The organism is Stenotrophomonas sp. SMYL86 (genome assembly GCF_036320025.1).
In the GTDB taxonomy this organism is placed as follows: Bacteria; Pseudomonadota; Gammaproteobacteria; order Xanthomonadales; family Xanthomonadaceae; genus Stenotrophomonas; species Stenotrophomonas maltophilia_A.
In genome coordinates this window covers 41531-61286 of the sequence record NZ_JAWIRU010000019.1, presented here as the reverse complement: position 1 = coordinate 61286, position 19756 = coordinate 41531, and the positions used below count along the sequence as shown (strand labels likewise).

Annotated in this window: 16 protein-coding genes, 1 other RNA gene and 1 pseudogene; 2 read left to right on the top strand and 16 right to left on the bottom strand. The window is 67.4% G+C overall.

Features of this window, described 5'->3' with window-relative positions:
- Positions 1-276: 276 nt before the first annotated feature.
- The 15 genes and pseudogenes from lpxC to mraZ all read right to left on the bottom strand — a co-directional run bounded on the left by lpxC (position 277) and on the right by mraZ (position 17124).
- A complete protein-coding gene (lpxC, locus tag V3B64_RS17950) occupies positions 277-1188 on the bottom strand; it encodes a UDP-3-O-acyl-N-acetylglucosamine deacetylase (RefSeq protein WP_005408085.1) in 912 nt (303 codons plus the stop codon).
- A gap of 205 nt (positions 1189-1393) precedes the next feature.
- On the bottom strand, positions 1394-2629 hold the full coding sequence (gene ftsZ, locus V3B64_RS17945; protein WP_043397963.1) for a cell division protein FtsZ: 1236 nt from the start codon (positions 2627-2629) through the stop codon (positions 1394-1396).
- A gap of 170 nt (positions 2630-2799) precedes the next feature.
- A complete protein-coding gene (ftsA, locus tag V3B64_RS17940; protein ID WP_005408083.1) occupies positions 2800-4035 on the bottom strand; it encodes a cell division protein FtsA in 1236 nt (411 codons plus the stop codon).
- A 71-nt stretch (positions 4036-4106) separates the two neighbouring features.
- Positions 4107-4781: pseudogene (locus V3B64_RS17935) on the bottom strand (cell division protein FtsQ/DivIB); the annotation flags it as partial.
- Positions 4778-5740: a D-alanine--D-alanine ligase gene (locus V3B64_RS17930; protein ID WP_329914622.1), complete on the bottom strand. Its 963-nt coding sequence runs from the start codon at positions 5738-5740 to the stop codon at positions 4778-4780. The gene V3B64_RS17930 and the pseudogene V3B64_RS17935, both read right to left, overlap by 4 nt.
- A complete protein-coding gene (murC, locus tag V3B64_RS17925) occupies positions 5737-7173 on the bottom strand; it encodes a UDP-N-acetylmuramate--L-alanine ligase (protein WP_012510048.1) in 1437 nt (478 codons plus the stop codon). Before murC ends, V3B64_RS17930 begins: the two co-directional genes overlap by 4 nt.
- Positions 7174-7213: 40 nt before the next feature.
- Complete coding sequence (gene murG / locus V3B64_RS17920) at positions 7214-8302, bottom strand: undecaprenyldiphospho-muramoylpentapeptide beta-N-acetylglucosaminyltransferase (RefSeq protein WP_032128030.1); 1089 nt, start codon at positions 8300-8302, stop codon at positions 7214-7216.
- Positions 8299-9621 (bottom strand): putative lipid II flippase FtsW, encoded by a 1323-nt coding sequence (gene ftsW, locus V3B64_RS17915; RefSeq protein WP_329914621.1) that lies wholly within the window; start codon positions 9619-9621, stop codon positions 8299-8301. Before ftsW ends, murG begins: the two co-directional genes overlap by 4 nt.
- Position 9622: 1 nt before the next feature.
- On the bottom strand, positions 9623-10708 hold the full coding sequence (gene mraY, locus V3B64_RS17910) for a phospho-N-acetylmuramoyl-pentapeptide-transferase (protein WP_010481929.1): 1086 nt from the start codon (positions 10706-10708) through the stop codon (positions 9623-9625).
- Entirely contained in the window at positions 10698-12092 is a 1395-nt protein-coding gene (gene murF / locus V3B64_RS17905; RefSeq protein ID WP_285301871.1) for a UDP-N-acetylmuramoyl-tripeptide--D-alanyl-D-alanine ligase, read from the bottom strand. Before murF ends, mraY begins: the two co-directional genes overlap by 11 nt.
- The gene (locus tag V3B64_RS17900; RefSeq protein ID WP_049425024.1) at positions 12089-13597 is read right to left on the bottom strand and encodes a UDP-N-acetylmuramoyl-L-alanyl-D-glutamate--2,6-diaminopimelate ligase; all 1509 of its coding nucleotides are present in this window, start codon (positions 13595-13597) and stop codon (positions 12089-12091) included. Before V3B64_RS17900 ends, murF begins: the two co-directional genes overlap by 4 nt.
- A complete protein-coding gene (locus V3B64_RS17895) occupies positions 13594-15438 on the bottom strand; it encodes a penicillin-binding protein 2 (protein WP_049425022.1) in 1845 nt (614 codons plus the stop codon). Before V3B64_RS17895 ends, V3B64_RS17900 begins: the two co-directional genes overlap by 4 nt.
- Positions 15435-15698: a cell division protein FtsL gene (gene ftsL / locus V3B64_RS17890; RefSeq protein ID WP_005412242.1), complete on the bottom strand. Its 264-nt coding sequence runs from the start codon at positions 15696-15698 to the stop codon at positions 15435-15437. The genes V3B64_RS17895 and ftsL overlap by 4 nt, the downstream gene beginning before the upstream one ends.
- Complete coding sequence (gene rsmH, locus V3B64_RS17885; RefSeq protein ID WP_049425020.1) at positions 15695-16663, bottom strand: 16S rRNA (cytosine(1402)-N(4))-methyltransferase RsmH; 969 nt, start codon at positions 16661-16663, stop codon at positions 15695-15697. The genes ftsL and rsmH overlap by 4 nt, the downstream gene beginning before the upstream one ends.
- A gap of 14 nt (positions 16664-16677) precedes the next feature.
- Positions 16678-17124, bottom strand: coding sequence for a division/cell wall cluster transcriptional repressor MraZ (mraZ, locus tag V3B64_RS17880; protein WP_004143635.1), 447 nt, complete (start codon positions 17122-17124; stop codon positions 16678-16680).
- A 323-nt stretch (positions 17125-17447) separates the two neighbouring features.
- Here mraZ and V3B64_RS17875 point away from each other — a divergent pair, with 323 nt between their 5' ends.
- Positions 17448-18236 (top strand): NRDE family protein, encoded by a 789-nt coding sequence (locus V3B64_RS17875; protein WP_329914620.1) that lies wholly within the window; start codon positions 17448-17450, stop codon positions 18234-18236.
- Positions 18237-18620: 384 nt separating this feature from the next.
- Positions 18621-19100 carry a DM13 domain-containing protein gene (locus V3B64_RS17870; protein WP_049461627.1) on the top strand — a complete coding sequence of 160 codons (480 nt, stop codon included), beginning with the start codon at positions 18621-18623 and terminating at the stop codon, positions 19098-19100.
- A gap of 222 nt (positions 19101-19322) precedes the next feature.
- On the opposite strand, the gene rnpB is transcribed toward V3B64_RS17870, so the two are convergent.
- An RNA gene (gene rnpB / locus V3B64_RS17865) (RNase P RNA component class A) lies at positions 19323-19674 on the bottom strand.
- Positions 19675-19756 lie beyond the last annotated feature (82 nt).

The window sequence follows — 19756 nt, the reverse complement described above, 5'->3', positions numbered from 1 at the left end:
CGGAGCATCCGGCTCCGCTCCCCGTCGCGCGTGTCACCACGGCGTGAAACATTTCGGGGGCCGGGTCGCATCCTAGCTGCCATCCGGGGGCCTGTCGTTAGATTGTTGTTAAAACTACGTTAAATTCAGGCTTCCGATCCAACAGGTTCACAAAACCGTGACCTCGAACCGGCCTTGACGCGCGTCAAGCATGCTGAATGCGCCGGACACGCCTGAAACGACAACGCCGCCCTGGACGGCGGCGCTTTTGTCTTTCAATTCAACGATCTACAGGAATCAGGCGTAGGCCGGAGTGGCATATTCCACCGGGTCCGGGGTGGCCGGCGAGTCGAAGCTGACCCATTCCCAGGCGGTGGCGTCGGCCATCAGCGCCCGCACCAGCTTGTTGTTGAGGGCGTGACCGGACTTGAAGCCTTCGTAGGCACCCAGCACCTGGCCACCGGCCAGATAGAGGTCGCCGATCGCGTCGAGGATCTTGTGGCGCACGAATTCGTCGGCGTAGCGCAGGCCGTCTTCGTTGAGCACGCGGAACTCGTCCAGCACGATGGCGTTGTCCATCGAACCGCCCAGGCCCAGGTTGCGCTCGCGCATGTATTCCAGGTCGCGCATGAAACCGAAGGTGCGCGCGCGGGAGATTTCCTTGGTGTAGGCCAGCGTCGAGAACTCGATTTCCTGGCGCGACTGCTTGGCCGGGATCATCGGGTGATCGAACTGGATGGTGAAGCCCAGCTTGTAGCCCTCGTACGGGCTGAAGCGGGCCACCTTGTCGCCCTCGGTCACTTCCACGGTCTTCAGCACGCGGATGAAGCGCTTGGGCGCGTCCTGTTCCACGATGCCTGCCGACTGCAGCAGGAACACGAACGGGCCGGCCGAACCGTCCATGATCGGCAGCTCGGCCGAGGACAGTTCGACGATGATGTTGTCCACACCCAGGCCGGCCAGCGCCGACATCAGGTGTTCGACGGTCTGGATCTTGGCGTCGTTGCAGGTCAGGCCGGTGCACAGGGTCACTTCGGTGACCAGTTCGGCCTTGGCCGGCACTTCCACCACCGGGTCCAGGTCCACGCGACGGAACACGATCCCATGGTTGACCGGTGCCGGGCGCAGGGTCATGTAGACCTTGTCACCGCTGTGCAGGCCAACGCCGGTGGCGCGGATCGTGTTCTTGAGGGTGCGTTGCTGGATCATGGGGGATGGGCCGGAAGTGACACATTAGATTAACACGCGCCCTCCCCTACCCTGGCTGAAACGCCAGTGAAGGCTGCCGGCAGGACGCACCGGCACGCCGCGGGGACGCGCGTGAAGCAGGGCAGCCGGACCCATCCTGGCCCGGCGCCCGCGTTTTCAGGACATGGTGGCGCAACCCGGGGAGGACAAGCCCCGGGCGCCCCGCTTAGTCCGCCTGGCGGCGCAGGAACGCCGGGATGTCCAGGTAATCGTTCGGCAGTTCCGCCGCCGCCGGGGCCGAAGCGGCCGGGGCCGAGGGAGCGGAGGCTGCCGCGGTATCGCTGCTGGCGCGACGCAGGCCCAGACCCATGCCGCCCACGGCCTTGGACACGGCGTCGCCGCCGTTGTCGAAGTCGCCGAATTCCGGCTGGCCGGTGGTGGCATTGCGGACCAGCTTGATCGGCGCACGCTCGCCCGGACGCTGGGTCTTGCTGGCCGACACGCGGTTCAGGCCGGTAGCGACCACGGTCACGCGCACTTCGTCCTGCATGTCCGGATCCAGCACGGTACCGACCACCACGGTGGCGTCCTCAGAAGCGAAGCCATCGATGGTGCGGCCGATCTCGTCGAACTCGGCCATGGTGAAGTCGGCGCCGGCGGTGATGTTGACCAGGATGCCGTTGGCACCGGCCAGGTTCACATCGTCCAGCAGCGGGTTCTGGATCGCGGCTTCGGCGGCGGCCTGGGCGCGGTCATCACCACGGGCGGTGCCGGTACCCATCATCGCCAGGCCCATTTCGGACATGACGGTGCGCACGTCGGCGAAGTCGACGTTGATCAGGCCCGGACGCACGATCAGGTCGGCGATGCCCTGCACGGCGCCCTGCAGCACGTCGTTGGCGGCACGGAAGGCCTGGATCATGGTCGCGTTGCGACCCAGCACGGTGATCAGCTTCTCGTTCGGGATGGTGATCAGCGAGTCGCAGTGCTGGCTCAGTTCCTCGATGCCCTTCAGCGCCACCTGCATGCGGCGACGGCCTTCGAACGGGAACGGCTTGGTGACCACGGCCACGGTCAGGATGCCCATTTCCTTGGCCAGCTGTGCCACCACCGGCGCAGCGCCGGTGCCGGTACCACCGCCCATGCCGGCGGTGATGAACACCATGTCCGCACCCTGCAGGGCGTCCATGATGCGCTCACGGTCTTCCAGCGCGGCCTGGCGGCCGACTTCCGGGTTCGCGCCTGCGCCCAGGCCCTTGGTCACGTTGGTACCCAGCTGCAGCTGCAGCTTGGCACCGCAATTCTTGATGGCCTGCGAGTCGGTGTTGGCGGTGATGAATTCCACGCCGTCCACCGCCGAGTTGACCATGTGCGCCACGGCATTGCCGCCGCCGCCGCCCACGCCAACCACCTTGATCACCGCATTGGGTGCCATCTTTTCGATCAGTTCAAAATGCGCCATGTCCGTGTCCTCGTTGTATCCGCTTTGGCTGGCATGGGCATTCGGGCGTCCTGCCGTCCTGCTGCATGCCGGCGTTGCGGCTGTGTGGGTTGTGTGTTGCCGGTGTTGCGTTGTGCTACGGGTACTGCGGGTGCTGCGCCCGGGCGATGCCCGGTGTTACGGGTTCCGCGTCAGAACTCGCCGCGGAACCAGGTCTTGAGTTTCTTGAACATGCTTCCAGCGCGCCCGGTCGGCAGCGACGGCCGCCGCGGGTGCTCGATCTGGCTGCCCATCAGCAGCAGGCCCACGCCGGTGGCATGCACCGGGTTGCCCACCACTTCGCCCAGGCCGGTGACGTGCTGCGGGATGCCCACGCGAACCGGCATCTGCAGCATTTCCTCGGCCAGTTCGACCACGCCTTCCATCTTCGAAGCGCCACCGGTCAGCACCATGCCGGCGCGCACCAGTTCCTCGAAGCCGGAGCGGCGCAGTTCGGCCTGCACCATCTCGAAGATTTCCTCGTAGCGGCCCTGCACGGCCTGCGCCAGCGAATGGCGCGGCATGCGGCGCGGCGGGCGGTCGCCCACCGACGGCACCTGGATGCTTTCCTCGGCGGTGGCCAGCTGGGCCAGGGCGCAGGCATAGCGCACCTTGATCTGCTCGGCTTCCGGGGTCGGCGTGCGCAGCATGTGCGCGATGTCATTGGTGACGTGGTCGCCGGCGATCGGCAGCGAAGCCGTGTGGCAGATCGCGCCCTGCACGAACACCGCGATATCGGTGGTGCCGGCGCCCATGTCGACCAGCACCACGCCAAGCTCGCGCTCGTCGGCGGTCAGCACCGCCACGCTGGAGGCCAGCGAGGACAGCACCAGGTCGTCCACCTGCAGGCCACAGCGCTGGACGCACTTGCTGATGTTGGCCGCAGCCGACTGCGCGCACACCACCAGGTGGGCATGTACTTCCAGGCGCACGCCGGTCATGCCGACCGGGTTGCGGATGCCTTCCTGCGAATCGTCCAGCACGTACTCGCGCGGGATCGCGTGCAGAATCTTCTGGTCGGCCGGAATCGCCACGGCCTTGGCCGCATCGAGCACGCGATCCAGGTCGCCCCAGGTCACTTCGCCGTCGCGGATCGGCACGATGCCCGGCGAGTTCTTGCACTGCACGTGGTTGCCGGAGATCGAGGCATACACCGAGCGGATCTCGCAGCCGGCCATCAGCTCGGCTTCTTCCACCGCGCGCTGGATCGACTGCACGGTCGATTCGATGTCCACCACCACGCCACGCTTGAGCCCGCGCGACTCGTGCGAGCCTATGCCGATCACTTCGATCGGGTTGCCCGGCGAGTACTCGCCCACCAGCGCCACCACCTTGGAGGTGCCGATGTCCAGGCCAACGATCAGCGATTTGTCACCCTTGCGATTCATGTCCTTTCCTGCGTCCTGCTGGCTGGGGTCGCCGGCGTTTTCGCCGGCGTGGCCGGGGTACCCCAGCTCAGCGTGAAACCATTGGTGTAACGGAGATCGGCGCGCTCGATCGGCGCGTCCTGACGGTTGAGCTGCGGCAGCACCTTGACGAAGCGCTGCATGCGCGAGCGCGCGTCGTCGCGGCCGACCACCACTTCGGTACCGTTGCTCAGCACCAGCGACCAGCTGCCGCGCGCATCCATCGTCACCCGGCGCACGTCGACGCCGGCCGGTGCGAACAATGCACGCGAGTCGCTGTACAGCTTCATCACTTCTTCGGTCTGGCTGTCGGGGCCATCCAGTTCGGGCAGCGCCAGATCGGCCAGCTTCTTCGGCGTGGGGAACAGCTTGCCCTGCTCGGAAACCAGGCGGTCGTTGCCCCAGCGCGCGAACGGCTTGTGCTCGACCAGGGTCACTTCCAGCACGTCCGGCCACTGCTTGCGCACCTGCGCGCTTTCCACCCACGGCAGCTGTTCCAAGGCGTCCTGCGCGTCCTGCAGCTTGACCGCGAAGAAGCCCGCATGCGCGTACGGCAGCAGCACCTGCTGCAACTGCTCGGCCGGCACCCGCTTGAACTCACCATGCACGCGCAGCTTCGCCAGCGGCCAGCGCTCCGCGCCGACCCAGCCATTGACCACGGCCACCACCGGCAGTGCAACCACCGACAGCGCCAACAGCCAGACGAAGATGCGCAGCACCGCGTTCATGCGTGCGAGGCCTCCAGGGTCTGTTCCAGCACGCGCCACACCAGCTCTTCGAAGCTGATGCCGGCCTGGCCTGCGGCCTTGGGCACCAGCGAATGGCTGGTCATGCCCGGCGCGGTATTCACTTCCAGCAGGAAGAAGCGGCCGCTGCTGCGATCGCGCATCACGTCCACGCGGCCCCAGCCACGGCAGCCAGCGGCACGGAACGCGGCCAGCGCGATGCGGCGGATTTCCTCTTCGTCGTCACCGTCCAGGCCTGGGCACAGGTACTGGGTGTCCTCGGCGATGTACTTGGCGTTGTAGTCGTACCACTGGCCCTTGGGCACGATGCGGATCGACGGCAGTGCGACATCGCCGAGGATGGCCACGGTCAGTTCGTCGCCCACCACCATCTGTTCCATCAGCAGCTGGCCGTCGTAGCGCGCGGCCAGCGCCACGGCTTCATCGAGGCCGGCGTCGTCGGTGACCCGGCTGATACCCACGCTGGAGCCTTCATTGGCCGGCTTCACCACTACCGGCAGGCCCAGTTCGGCTGCCAGTGCATGCACCGTGGTCGCGTCCACCTTCCGGTACTGCGGGGTGGGCAGGCCCAGCGACAGCCACACCTGCTTGGTGCGGATCTTGTCCATGCTCAGCGCCGAGCCCAGCACGTTCGAGCCGGTGTACGGCACGCCGAAGGCGTCCATCAGGCCCTGCACGATGCCGTCCTCACCGCCACCGTTGTGGCCATGCAGGATGTTGAACACGCGATCGATGCCACCGGCGGCGAGCGCCTTGGCCAGCGCCGGAATGCCATCCACCGCGAACGCATCGACGCCGCGCGACTGCAGCGCTTCCAGTACGTTGTGGCCGGAGTCCAGCGACACCTCGCGTTCGCTGGAACTGCCACCGAGCAGCACGGCGACGCGGCCGAACACGGCCGGGTCGGTCACGCGCAGCGGCGGGAAGGTCAGCGCGCTCACGCCTCGCCCTCCCCCTTGAAGCCTTCCACCGCGATATGGGTGGCCACGGCACCGATGTCGCCGGCACCCATCATCAGCAGCAGGTCACCGTCCTGCAGCACGTCCGGCAGCACGCTGGCCAGCTCGGCGGCCTTGCCCACCACCACCGGCTCGCTGCGGCCACGCGCACGGATGGCGCGGGCCAACGCATGCGAATCGGCACCAGCAATCGGTTCCTCGCCGGCCGGGTAGACCTCGCTCAGCACCAGTGCATCGACGCTGGACAGCACCGCGGCGAACTTGTCGAACTGGTCGCGGGTACGGCTGTAGCGGTGCGGCTGGAAGGCCACCACCAGGCGCTTGTCGGCCCAGCCACCACGGGCGGCGGCGAACACCGCTTCCAGCTCGCTCGGGTGATGACCGTAGTCGTCGATGATGCGGACCTTGGCGCCGCTGGCGGTGGTCACTTCGCCCAGATCGTTGAAGCGACGGCCGACACCGGCGAAGCCTTCCAGTGCACGCGCGATCGCGTCCGGTGCCACGCCCAGCTGCCAGCCCACCGCAGCGGCGGCCAGCGCGTTGAGTACGTTGTGCTTGCCCGGCAGCGCCAGCACCACTTCCTGGCTGGTGCCCTGCGGCAGGCGCAGGGTGAAGCGCATGCGCGAGCCTTCCTGCACCACGTTCTCGGCGCGCACGTCGGCCTGCGGGCTCATGCCGTAGCTCATCACGTGGCGCGGGGTCTTGGCAGCCAGAGCCGCGACTTCTGGATCGTCGATGCACAGCACCGCCAGGCCGTAGAACGGCAGGCGCTGCAGAAACTCGGCGAACGCCGCCTGCACGCGGGCGAAGTCGTTGCCGTAGTTCTCCAGGTGGTCGGCATCAATGTTGGTGATGATCGACATCAGCGGATTCAGGCGCAGGAAGCTGCCATCGCTTTCGTCAGCCTCGGCCACCAGCCACTGGCCACCACCCAGCTTGGCGTTGGCACCGGCGGCCAGCAGCTGGCCTCCGATCACGAACGTCGGGTCCAGGCCGCCTTCGCTCAGCACCGCAGCGGTGAGGCTGGTGGTGGTGGTCTTGCCATGGGTACCGGCCACCGCGATGCCGCGGCGGAAGCGCATCAGCTCGGCCAGCATCGCCGCACGCGGCATGATCGGAATACGCTGGCTGCGCGCTTCCATCAGTTCCGGGTTGTCTTCGCGGATGGCACTGGAGACCACCACGCAGTCGGTGCCCAGCACGTTGGCTGCGGAGTGGCCGCGCATGATGCGCGCACCCAGGCTGGCCAGGCGACGGGTCGCCACGTTGTCGGCATTGTCCGAGCCGGACACCTCATAGCCCAGCGTCAGCATCACTTCGGCGATACCGCTCATGCCGGTGCCGCCGATGCCGACGAAATGCACGCGCGGGAACGCGCGCACGAGGTCGTTGGTGTCGTGCAGGCGACGGATCATGCGCGGCCTCGCGCAGGGCAGGCGCGGTGGCATGCCTTCTTCATACAGCTTCCTCAAGAATGATATCGGCGATGCGCTCGGCGGCATCGACCTTGGCCAGGGCACGCGCGGCTTGCGCCATCTGCATGCGGCGGGCGGGATTTTCGGACAGATCGCGCAGCAGTGCGGCAATGCCGTCGGCCAGCGTTCCGTCCTGCTTCAGCAAAACCGCCGCGCCGCGCTCGACCAGGTACTCCGCATTGCGGGTCTGGTGATCGTCGACGGCAGCGGGGAAAGGCACCAGCACGCTGCCGACACCCACCGCACACAGCTCGGCCAATGTCGAGGCGCCCGCGCGACACACCACCAGGTCCGCCCAGGCAAAGGCCTCGGCCATGTCGGCGATGAACGGCGTGATTTCTGCCTGCACGCCGGCCTTGGCATACGCCTCGACCGCTTCGGCATGCATCTTCTCGCCGCTCTGGTGGCGCACCTGCACCGGAACCCCGGTACCCAGTGCGGCGATCGCCTGCGGCACGCCGGTGTTGAGTGCGCGCGCGCCCTGGCTGCCGCCCACCACCAGCACGCGCAGCGGGCCATGACGGTCGGCGAAGCGTTGTTCCGGCGGTGCGATGGCGGCGATCTCCGCACGTACCGGGTTGCCGACGAACTCCTCGCCCTTGGCGAAGGTGCCCGGGAAGCCGGTCAGCAGCCGGCGCGCATAGCGCGACAGGATGCGGTTGGTCATGCCGGGAGCGCGATTCTGTTCGTGCACCAGCAGCGGCAGGCCGTGCAGGCGTGTGGCCATGCCCCCCGGGCCGGACGCGAAACCACCGAAGGCGACCACCGCACGCGGCTGGCGCTTGCGGATGATCATGCCGGCGGCACGCAGCGCGCGCATCAGCCGCCACGGCGCGCCCAGCAGGGCCAGCTTGCCTTTGCCGCGCAGGCCGGTGATGGCCAGGGTGTCGATCGGAATGTCGTGCTGCGGCACCAGGCGGGTTTCCATCGCACCATCGGCGCCCATCCAGGTGACCGGTACGCCGCGGGCGCGCAGCACGCGGGCCACGGCCAGGCCGGGGAAGATGTGACCGCCGGTGCCACCGGCCAGGATCATCACCGGGCGCACGTTATCGGTGGCTGCGCTCATGACAGCCTCCCGAAGGTCGGTTCGATGCGCGACTGCAGGCGGCTGGTGCCGCGTGCAGCGTTCGCTGCAGCGGCAGCCGTCGGCTCGGCGCTCATCGGCACGCTGGCCGCAGCCGGTGCGGCCGGCGCGTCCACGGGTGCATCGGCCACGGCCTCGTCGCCACCACCGATGCGCACGGCCTGGCGACGCTCGGCGCGCTTGAGTTCATAGGACACGCGCAGCAGCAGGCCCATCGCCACACAGGTCATCAGCACCGACGAACCGCCGGAGGAGATCAGCGGCAGGGTCAGGCCCTTGGTCGGCAGGATGCCCAGGTTCACGCCGATCGAGACGAAGGTCTGCATGCTGATCCACAGGCCGATGCCGAAGGCGATGTAACCGGAGAAGTGGCGCTTCATTTCCACGCAGCGCATGCCCAGCCAGAACGTGCGGCCGACCAGCAGCGCGTACAGGGCCACGATCACGCAGGTGCCGAGGAAACCGAATTCCTCGGCAGCAACCGAGAAGATGAAGTCGGTATGTGCTTCCGGCAGGTAGTACAGCTTCTGCACCGAGTTGCCCAGGCCAACGCCGGTCCACTCGCCGCGGCCCACGGCCATCAGCGCGTTGGACAGCTGGTAGCCGTCGCCCTGCTGGTCGGCCCACGGGTCGAGGAAGGAGGTGATGCGGCGCATGCGGTACGGTTCGATGATCGCCAGCGCGCTCATGCCGACCAGGCCGATGATCACCGGCATCGACATGCGCGGCATGTTCACACCGCCCAGCACCAGCATGCCGGCGGTGATCGCCAGCAGCAGGGTCGAGGAACCGAAGTCCGGCTGCAGCAGCAGCAACAGCACCAGCGCACCGGCCACGCCCAGTGGCTTGAGCATCGCCGGCCAGGTCGCGTTGACCTCGTCGCGGAAGCGCACCAGGTAGCTGGACAGCCAGACGATATAGAGCACCTTCACCGCTTCCACCGTCTGGAACTTGGAGATGCCCAGATTGATCCAGCGGCGTGCGCCGTTGACCGTGCTGCCCAGGCCCGGTGCGAACACCGCCAACAGCAGCACGAAGCAGCCCAGCAGCAGCATCTGGTTGTACTGCTCGATGGACTTCAGTTCAGTGCGGGCGGCAACGACCGCCAGCACGATACCCACCGCCAGGAAGATCAGGTGGCGGTTGAGGTAGTAGAACGGGCTGCTCATCAGAGCGATCGAGCTGGACGCCACCATCACCACGCCGATGCCCGTGAGCGCGATGATCGCGCCCAGCAGCCACTTGTCGTAGCTGCCTTCGATGGCCTCAAGGCGTGTTGCCTGGCGGGACAGGTCGTTCATCTCAGCGCACCTTCAACGTGGCCAGGCCGATCAGCACGAGCACGACCGAGATGATCCAGAAGCGCACGATCACGCGCGGCTCCGGCCAGCCCTTCAGTTCGAAGTGGTGGTGGATCGGCGCCATGCGGAACACGCGCTTGCCGGTCAGCTTGAACGAGGCGACCTGGATCATCACCGACAGCGTTTCGATGACGAACACGCCGCCCATGATCACCAGCACCAGCTCCTGGCGGGTGATCACTGCGATCGTACCCAGCACCGCACCCAGCGCCAGCGCGCCGATGTCGCCCATGAACACCATGGCCGGATAGGTGTTGAACCACAGGAACCCCAGGCCCGCACCGGCGATGGCCGCGCAGATGATGACCAGCTCGCCGGCGCCCGGGATCTGCGGGATCTGCAGGTAGTTGGCGAACACCACGTTGCCCGAGGCGTAGGCGAACACGCCCAGTGCGCAGGCCACCAGCACGGTCGGCATGATCGCCAGGCCGTCCAGGCCGTCGGTCAGGTTCACCGCGTTGGAGAAGCCGACGATCCAGAAGTAGGCGATGGCCACGAATCCGATGCCGGCCAGCGGCAGCGCGATCGACTTGAACATCGGGATGTAGAAGGTCAGTGCTGCCGGCACGTCGGCCGTGTAGAACAGGAACAGGCCCGCGGCCAGGCCGAAGATCGACTGCAGCAGGTACTTCCAGCGCGACTTCAGGCCGTTCGGGTCGCGGCGGACGATCTTGATCCAGTCGTCATACCAGCCGATGGCGCCGAAGCACAGCATCACCGCCAGCACCAGCCACACGTAGCGGTTGCGCAGGTCGGCCCACATCAGCACCGACAGGGTGATGGTGAGCAGGATCAGCGAACCGCCCATGGTCGGCGTACCGGCCTTGGAGAAATGGGTCTGCGGACCGTCCTTGCGGATCGGCTGGCCGCCCTTGAACTGGGCAAGCTTGCGGATCATCGCCGGGCCGAGCCACAGCGACAGGAACAGGGCCGTCAACGCGGCAAGGATGGCGCGGAACGTCTGGTAGTTGAACAGCCCGAACAGGCTCTCCAACTGCTGCAACCATCGAGCCAGTTCATACAACATGCGGGGATTCCTCTCCTTGCGCCAGCAGCGCTTTGACAATCGTGTCCATGGCGCTGCCACGGGAACCCTTGACCAGGCAGCGCACGCCGGCGTGCAGCTCGTCCTTCAGCGCCTGCGACAGCGCGTCATGGGTGGCGAAATGACGGCCGCCTTCACCGAAGGCGGTGGCGGCAGCGGCGCTGAGCGGGCCCAGCGCATACAGGCGCTTCAGGCCAGCAGCGCGCGCGCGGAGCCCTGCCTGCGCGTGCAGCGCTTCGGCGTCCGGACCCAGCTCGCGCATGTCGCCCAGCACCAGCCAACCATCTTCCGGTGCGGCGGCAAGGGCGTCGATGGCCGCGGCCAGCGAACCGGGGTTGGCGTTGTAGCTGTCGTCCACCAGCACCGCGCCGTTGCGCAGCTGATGGGCGATCTGGCGGCCCGGTACCGGCTGTGCTTCGGCCAGGCCGGCCGCGATCAGCGCCAGATCGACACCGGCGGCCAGCGCCAGGCTGGCAGCGGCCAGCGCATTGCTGACGTTGTGGCGACCCGGCAGGCCCAGCACCACGCGGGCTTCGCCGCCCGGTGCGACCAGGGTGAACTGGCTGCCCTGCGCGCCGGCGCGGATGTCGCGCGCGGTGATGTCCGCGGTGTGCTCCAAGCCATAGCGCAGTACGCGGCAGCGCGGCGGGGTGCCGACGAAGTGCTGTTCGAACCAGCGGCCGTAGGCATCGTCGACGTTGATCACGGCCACGCCATCGGCCGGCAGCGCGGCATAGATCGCGCCCTTGGTCACTGCCACGCCGAGCAGGCTGCCCATTCGTTCCAGGTGCGCCGGGGCGATGTTGTTGACCAGCGCATAGCGCGGGCGGGCGATATCGGTCAGGTAGGCGATGTCACCCGGCTTGCCCGCGCCCATCTCGTAGACAGCGTAGTCGGCATCTTCCGGGGCATCGATCACTGCCAGCGGCAGGCCGATCTCGTTGTTGCGGTTGCCCGGGTTGGCGTAGACCACCTTGTGCGCATGACGGGCCACCTGCTGCAGGATCGACAGCAGCAGGCTCTTCACGCTGGTCTTGCCGTTGCTGCCGGTGATCGCGAACACCTCGGTATCACGGTCACGCTGCATGCCGGTGGCGATCTTCGCCAGCGCCAGTTCGCTGTCGGCCACCAGCACCTGCGGCAGTTCGATCGGCAGCAGGCGCTCGACCAGCAGCGCGCTGGCACCGCGCGCCTGCGCGTCGGCGGCAAAGTCATGGCCATCGAAACGCTCACCGCGCAGCGCCACATACAGGCTGCCCGGGCCGAGGCTGCGGGTGTCATTGCTGACCGCATCGATGGCCACGTCGTCGCCGTGGATCTCGCCGCCGGCCCAGTGTGCGATCAGCGAAAGCAGAGTGCGCTTCATGCGATGCCCTCCCCGGCCTGCGCGCTGAGCACACCGGCCTTGGCGGCCAACGCAGCGGCGGCCACTTCGGTGTCGTCGAAGTCATGGCGCACGCCATTCACTTCCTGGTACGGCTCGTGGCCCTTGCCAGCGATCAGGATGATGTCGCCGGCACCGGCACGCTTCACCGCCAGGCCGATCGCACGCGCGCGGCTGCGCTGCACGGTCACGGCGGAGGCATCGGTGAAGCCGGCCAGGATGTCGGCTACGATCACGTCGCCATCTTCGCCACGCGGATTGTCGTCGGTGACGATGACCTGGTTGGCCAAGCGCTCGGCGATCGCGGCCATCTGCGGGCGCTTGCCGGTATCACGCTCGCCACCGCAGCCGAACACGCAGAACAGCGTGCCCTGCAGGTGGCCGTGCAGGCTGTCCAGCGCCTGTTCCAGTGCGTCCGGGGTATGCGCGTAATCGACCACCACGGTCGGCAGGCCGTCTTCGCCGCCGAGGCGGTTCATGCGGCCACGGATCGGCTGCAGCGCCGACAACACCTCGGCAATGCGCGGCAGCGGCTGACCCTGCGCGTGCAGGGTGCCGGCCACGGCCAGCAGGTTGTCCACGTTGAAGCGGCCCAGCAGCGGCGACTGCACCGCCGCGCGCTGGCCGTCGATGACCAGTTCGAAGGCAATGCCACGGCCGTCCAGCTGCAGCGCCTCGGCGCGCACGCTGGCATCGGTGGCACCGCGCGAGCTCAGGCCGATCGGTTGCACGCCCGCCGGGAGGCCGGCGAACAGCTGGCGACCGAACGCGTCGTCAAGATTGATCACCGCGGCCTTCAGTCCCGGGCGATGGAACAGCCGTGCCTTGGCCGCGCCGTAGCTGGCCATGTCGCCGTGGTAGTCCAGATGGTCGCGGGTGAGATTGGTAAACACCGCCACGTCGTAGTGCACCGCATCCACGCGGCCCTGGTCCAGCGCGTGCGAGCTGACTTCCATCGCCACCGCGCGCGCACCGGCATCACGCAGCTGCGCCAGCAGCGCATGCATCTGCAGCACCAGCGGCGTAGTGAAACCGGTCGGCTCAACCGAACCATAAAGTCCGGCGCCCAACGTGCCGATACTGCCACTGGGCGTTCCGAGCAGGTGCCAGGCCTGGGCCAGCAGCTGCACGGTGGAGGTCTTGCCGTTGGTGCCGGTCACGCCCACCATCGCCATCGCCCGCGACGGCGCGCCATGGAACTGGTCGGCCATCGCACCCATGCGCGCGCGCAGGCCCGGCACAGCGATCGCATCGTCCGGTGCCGGCAGTTCGACCGGTGCCGGCGGTTCGAACAGGATGGCGCCAGCGCCGGCCGCACGGGCCTGCTCGACAAAGCCCAGGCCATGCGCGCCGAAACCGGCGATGGCGACGAAGGCATTGCCGGGGCGCACGGCGCGGCTGTCCAGCACCAGGCCGGTCAGAACGGGATCGTGGCCCGCCAGGGCCACATCCGGAAGCAACTGCGAAAGCAACATCGAAGGACTCATTGCGTGCCTCCCGTAGCGGGCGGCGTCTGGGCTTGCGCGCTGGGCAGCGCAGCGTCGAATTCAGCGGCGGCATCCACCGGCAGCGCGGCCTCGGCCGGCGGCGCGGGCAGGATCGAGGCCGAGTGACCGACCTTGCCGGACTGCTGTGCGGCCAGCCACGACTGCAGGTCGTCCAGCGGCACGTCCATCAGGCGCAGGGTGCCTTCCATCACGTTGTGGTAGACCGGCGCCGACACCAGGCCGCCGTAGAACTTGCCGGCCTGCGGGTCGTTGATGACGATGACGGTCGCGAAGCGCGGATTGGTGGCCGGCACCACGCCGGCGAACAGCGCGTTGTAATGGCCACGCTCGTAACCACCCGGGCCGGTCTTGCGCGCGGTACCGGTCTTGCCGGCCACGCGGTAACCCAGCACCGCCGCCTGCTTGGCGCCGCCTTGGGTAACAACCGTTTCCATCATCGCCACCACCTGCCTGGCGACGCTCTCATCGATGATCTGATGCGCTTCGTTGCGCTGGCCTTTGACAAAGGTCGGCGCGATCAATTTGCCGCCATTGGCCAGCGCCGAATAGGCGGTGGCGATCTGCAGCGGGGTCACATTCAGGCCGTAGCCGTAGGACATGGTGGTTTTGGTGGCACCGTCCCAGTTGGCCGGGCGCCGCACGACGCCGCCGGATTCACCCGGGAAGCCGCTGTGCGGCACCGAGCCATAGCCGAAGCGGCGCACGCCGTCATAGAACACCTGGTCCGGCATCTTCGCCGCGACCTTGGCCGCGCCGATGTTGGAACTGCGGGTGATCACGCCGGTCACGTTCAGCACGCCGTTGTTGCGCGGCACGTCGCGGATGGTGAAGCGCGCCACCTGCATGTAGCCCGGATTGGTGTCGATGACGGTGTCCTTGGTCACCGCACCGGCCTGCAATGCGGTGGCGATGGTCAGCGGCTTCATCGTCGAACCCGGCTCGACCAGGTCGGTCACTGCACGGTTACGGCGCGCATCGGGCAGCGCGCCGGTCAGCGAATTCGGGTTGTAGGTCGGCAGGTTGACCATGGCCAGGATCTCGCCGGTGGTCACGTCCATGATCACCATCGAACCGCCGGCCGCCTTGTTGGCCACCAGCGCGTTGCGCAGTTCCTTGAACGCCAGGTACTGGATGCGGCGGTCGATGCTGAGGGTCAGGTCCTTGCCCGGTTCGGCGGCGCGCAGCAGATCGCTTTCGACGGTCTCGCCCTTGCGGTTGCGGATCACCCGCTTGGCACCGGCCTTGCCGCGCAGCCATTCGTCGAACGCCAGCTCCAGGCCTTCCTGGCCGCGGTCGTCGATGTTGGTGAAGCCCAGCACGTGCGCCATCGCCTCACCCTGCGGGTAGAAGCGGCGGAACTCGCGCTGCGCGGCCACGCCCGGAATCTTCAGCGCGACCACCTTCTCTGCCTCGTCCGGATTGATCCGGCGGCGCAGGTACATGAATTCCTTGTCCGACTTCTGCGACAGGCGGCTGCTCAGTTCATCCACCGACATGCCGACCGCCTGGGCCAGCTCAGGGATGCGCTCAGGCGAACGCAGCAGGTCCTGCGGGTTGACCCAGATCGAAGCGACCGGGGTCGACACCGCCAGCGGCTCGCCGTTGCGGTCGGTGATCATGCCGCGCGAGGTCTTGATCGGCAGCTCACGCAGGTAGCGGGCCTCACCCTGGCGCTGGTAGAAGTCGCTGTTGATGATCTGCACGTAGGCCGCGCGGCCGACCAGCGACACCGAGCACAGGCCGAGCGCCAGGGCAACCCAACGCAGGCGCTGGCGCAGGTTGAAGGCGTTGCGGGGGCGGTTGCGGCCGGTCTTGCTCATGGGCGCACCACCACGATGTCGGCGGCCTCGGGGAACTTCATGCCGAGCTTCTCGCGGGCGATGCGATCCACACGGTTGGCTTCGGCCAGGGTGGCCTGTTCCAGCTGCAGGCGGCCGAATTCCAGATTGATGTCATCGCGCTTGCGCTCAGCGCGCGACAGCTCGATGAACGTCTGCCGGTGACGGTGACGCACGAACACGACGCCGATCGCCGAGGCCACGGTCGAGGCCAACAGGATGATCAGCAGCAGCCGGCTCATGCATCAGCCTCCCGCTTCTGGGCCACGCGCAGCACGGCGCTGCGGGCACGCGGGTTGGCCGCCAGTTCTTCGTCGGTGGCCTTGATGGCGCCACCGATCAGATCCAGGGTCGGCACGAACACCTCCGCCTCGGGCAGGCGGCGGTTGGCCGGCGGCGCCTTGGCCAGGCGGTTCATGTACTGCTTGACGATTCGATCTTCCAGCGAGTGGAAGCTGATGATCGCCAGGCGGCCGCCGGGCTTGAGCCGTTCCACGGCCGCATCGAGCCCGGCTTCCAGATCGGCCAGCTCGCGGTTGATGTGGATGCGGATGGCCTGGAAGCTGCGCGTGGCCGGGTGGATCTTGTCCTTGCCGCGCGGCATCACCGAGGCGATCAGCTCAGCCAGTTCGGCGGTGCGGGAGAACGGCTGCTTCTCGCGGCGGGCCACGATGGCACGGGCGATACGGCGGCTCTGGCGCTCTTCGCCGTAGGTCCACAGCACGTCGGCAATCTCGCGTTCTTCAACGCGGTTGATCCATTGTGCGGCGCTTTCACCGTTGTCCGGATCCATGCGCATGTCCAGCGGGCCGTCCTTGCCGAAGCTGAAGCCACGTTCGGCCACGTCCAACTGCGGCGACGACACGCCCAGGTCGAACAGGACGCCGTCCAGGCCTTCAGCCGTCGCATCCCACTGCAGCAGCTGGGCGAAGCTGCCACGGAAGATGGACACGCGCGGGTCCGGCGCGAAATCGCGCTCGGCTACGGCGATGGCTTCCGGATCCTTGTCCATGACCAGCAGGCGCCCCTCGGGACCGAGCTGGGTGAGCACGCCACGTGCATGACCGCCACGACCGAACGTGCCATCCAGATAACGTCCGTTTTCGATCACCCTCAGGCCTTCAAGGACCTGGGTGTACAGGACCGGCAGGTGCACCGCCGGCGACTGCGACACCGGAAGGTGACCGGCCTGCGCTTCTGGGCGCATCCGGGCACCCCGGCTCACAACTTCAGGTCGAGCAACCCATCACCCAGATCCTCGTCAGACAATGTCTGCTGGATCAGGGCCCGATGCGCCTGCTCGCTCCACAATTCGAACTTGTCGCCCATACCGAGCAATACCGCCTTCTTCTCAATGCCCACCGCACCGCGGTGGCTGGCGGGGATGCTGATGCGACCGTTGCCGTCCAGCTCAAGATGGGCGGCCGAACCGACCAGCTTCTGCTGCAACAGGCGCACGACGCGCTGGGTGTTGGGCTTGGACATCACGTCGTCGCGGACCCGCTCCCATTCCGACTCTGCATACAGCCACAGGCAGCCGGCTTCGAACGGGTTGTAGGTCAGCACGAGACGGTTGTTGCTGGCGCGCGCGACGAGGTCGCGGTAAGCGGTGGGAACCGCCATGCGCCCTTTATCGTCAACTGTGATGGCCGTCTCGCCCTGGAACACGACGCGTGCACCTATCCTTCGCCCGGTGAAACATTGAACCACGAAAACCCACAAAACACCCGGATTTCCCTCTGATGCCCACCTTAGCAGCGGCCGAAGGGTTGTCAACAACTTTTCAGCGGGGAAATCGCCAGCCACATCAATGGCTTGCAACAACCTTTAGAGAATTGTTCAAGGCTTATCCACAAGTTGCTGATCCGTCTCAATTTTTGAGATTGAACGGAAGTTCAGGGCTGTGGACAGCGCGTGAAACATCGGCCGCGCATTCATCCAAAACGGGCCGGAAGCGGCGCCAGACTGCGCAAACCGTGCACAATGAGGCCATGTGCCTGCTCGCTCTTGGCTGGATGCACCACCCGCGCTGGCGGCTGGTGATGACCGGCAACCGTGATGAGTTCCACGCCCGCCCGACGGCGGCGCTGGCCCCCTGGCAAGATGAGACCTCCGTCATCGGGGGGCGCGACCTGCGCTCCGGCGGCGGCTGGGCGGGCGTCGGTGCCGCAGGCCGGATGGCGGTGGTCACCAATGTGCGTGATCCGCTGGCCTCCCAGACCGGTCCTTCACGGGGCGCGCTGGTGGCCGACTTCCTGCGCGGCCGCGACCCGGCCGCCGTGCATATCGACCGGTTGGCAACCGTGGCCGGCGCCTATGCGCCCTTCAACCTGTTGCTGGCCGACGGCCACAGCCTGGAGTTCCTGGGCAACCACCCCGCCGAGCGGCAGCGCCTGGGCCCGGGCGTGCATGGCATGTCCAACGGTGCGCTGGACGCGCCCTGGCCGAAGACCCGGCGGCTGATGGCGGCCCTTGAATCCTGGCTGCAGGAAGACCGGGTCAGATCCCTTTCGCAAAGCGAAAAGGATCTGACCCCGGACCTGACCCCGCTCTGGGCCGCCCTGGCCGACGAACATCGCCCCGCCGACAGCGACCTGCCCGACACCGGCATCGGCCTGGAACGCGAGCGCTGGCTGAGCCCCGCCTTCATCCGCGGCGACGACTACGGCACCCGCGCCAGCACCGTGCTGCTGATCGACGCCGATGGCCACGGCCAGATCCACGAGCGCCGCTTTGGCCCACAGGGCGCAGCCAACGGACAGAGTCACGTCATTTTCTGACCGGGTCGTGCCGGCCGCTGGCCGGAATCTCTTTCCAGCAGGGTAGTGGGGGGGGGGGGGGGGGGCCCCCCCCGGCGGGGGGGGGGGGGGGGGGGGGGGGGGGCGCCCGGGGGGGCCGCCCCCCCCCCCCCCCGCGGGGGGCGCCCCCCCCGCCGCCCCCCCCCCCCCCCCCCCCACTACCCGTCACTGCGATCCAAGGCTGCCAACGTCATTCAGCTTCCCGACGCAGCGCCTTTCCGCCCGCGCCACAGGGCCTGCGTTGCCGCAGCCACCCCACTGTGCCCTTTTTGCGCTTGGCACTGTGTCTATAAATGCCGCCCGCAACCTCCCAAGGTGGTCATGCCCGGCACCATGCCGCGCGATCCACATCCACATGGAGGCCCCATGCGCCGCACCCTCATCCTGCTCGCCACCCACCTGCTCACCCTCGGCCTCGGCTTCGGCCTGGGCGTCTACTTCCTGCCGATCCTGATCGCTCCTGATGATCCGCCCGCGGCACAGGTGCAGGCCGCCATGAACGACGCCACCCATCACACCACGTTCCGCCGCGACCTCAAGGGCAGCGACGCGGTGCACTGGGCGGAAGGCAAGGTCAGCGTCAGCGCACGCCAGGTGGCCTTCGACGGCAAGATGGGACCCGGCCCGGACTACAAGGTCTACCTGGTCCGCGATTTCGTCGACAACAAGGCGGACTTCCTGAAGATCAAGGCGCAGGCCCGGCGCATCGGCGAGGTGAAGACCTTCAACCGTTTCCTGGTCGATGTACCCGATGACGTCAACGTGGACGACTACACCACGGTGGTGGTGTGGTGCGAGCGCTTCTCGCAGTTCATTTCCGCAGGGCAGTACCGCACGCCGGGCTGACGAACGCGCGACGTCGAGGTAGTGCCGGCCGCTGGCCGGCATTCTGTCCGCCCTGCAGGCAACGTGAAGCTGCCGGCCAGCGGCCGGCACAAACCAGTCGCGGGTCACGCCGAGTATTTATTGCGGCCCGGCGCCCGCATTTGTTGCCGCCCCTCCGGCACGGTTGCGCTGCCGGCCAGCGGCCGGCACTACCGATGCGCGGTTCACGCATATGGAAGAAGGAGGCGGAGCCGGCCGATAAGCCGGGTTCTGTCGTGGACAGTCATTCCTCTAGGCGTTACGTCACCGCAACGCTCAAGCAACCTACCCGGATCCAACGCGGGCCGCGCCAAAGGATCCCTATTTGGTCTTGCTCCAGGTGGGGTTTGCCGTGCCGGTCTGTTGCCAGACTCGCGGTGCGCTCTTACCGCACCATTTCACCCTTACCGGCCTTCCGAAGAAGACGTAGGCGGTATCTTTCTGTTGCACTTTCCGTCGGCTTGCGCCGCCCAGGCGTTACCTGGCACCTTGCCCTATGGAGCCCGGACTTTCCTCGGCACCCCCGAAGGGATGACGCGACTGTCTGGCCGGCTCCGCCAGTGCACATTCTAGCCTACGCACGCCCTTCCTGCCGTGCTGATCGCGGCGTCCGGTTCATCCATCCACGCATGGCGTGG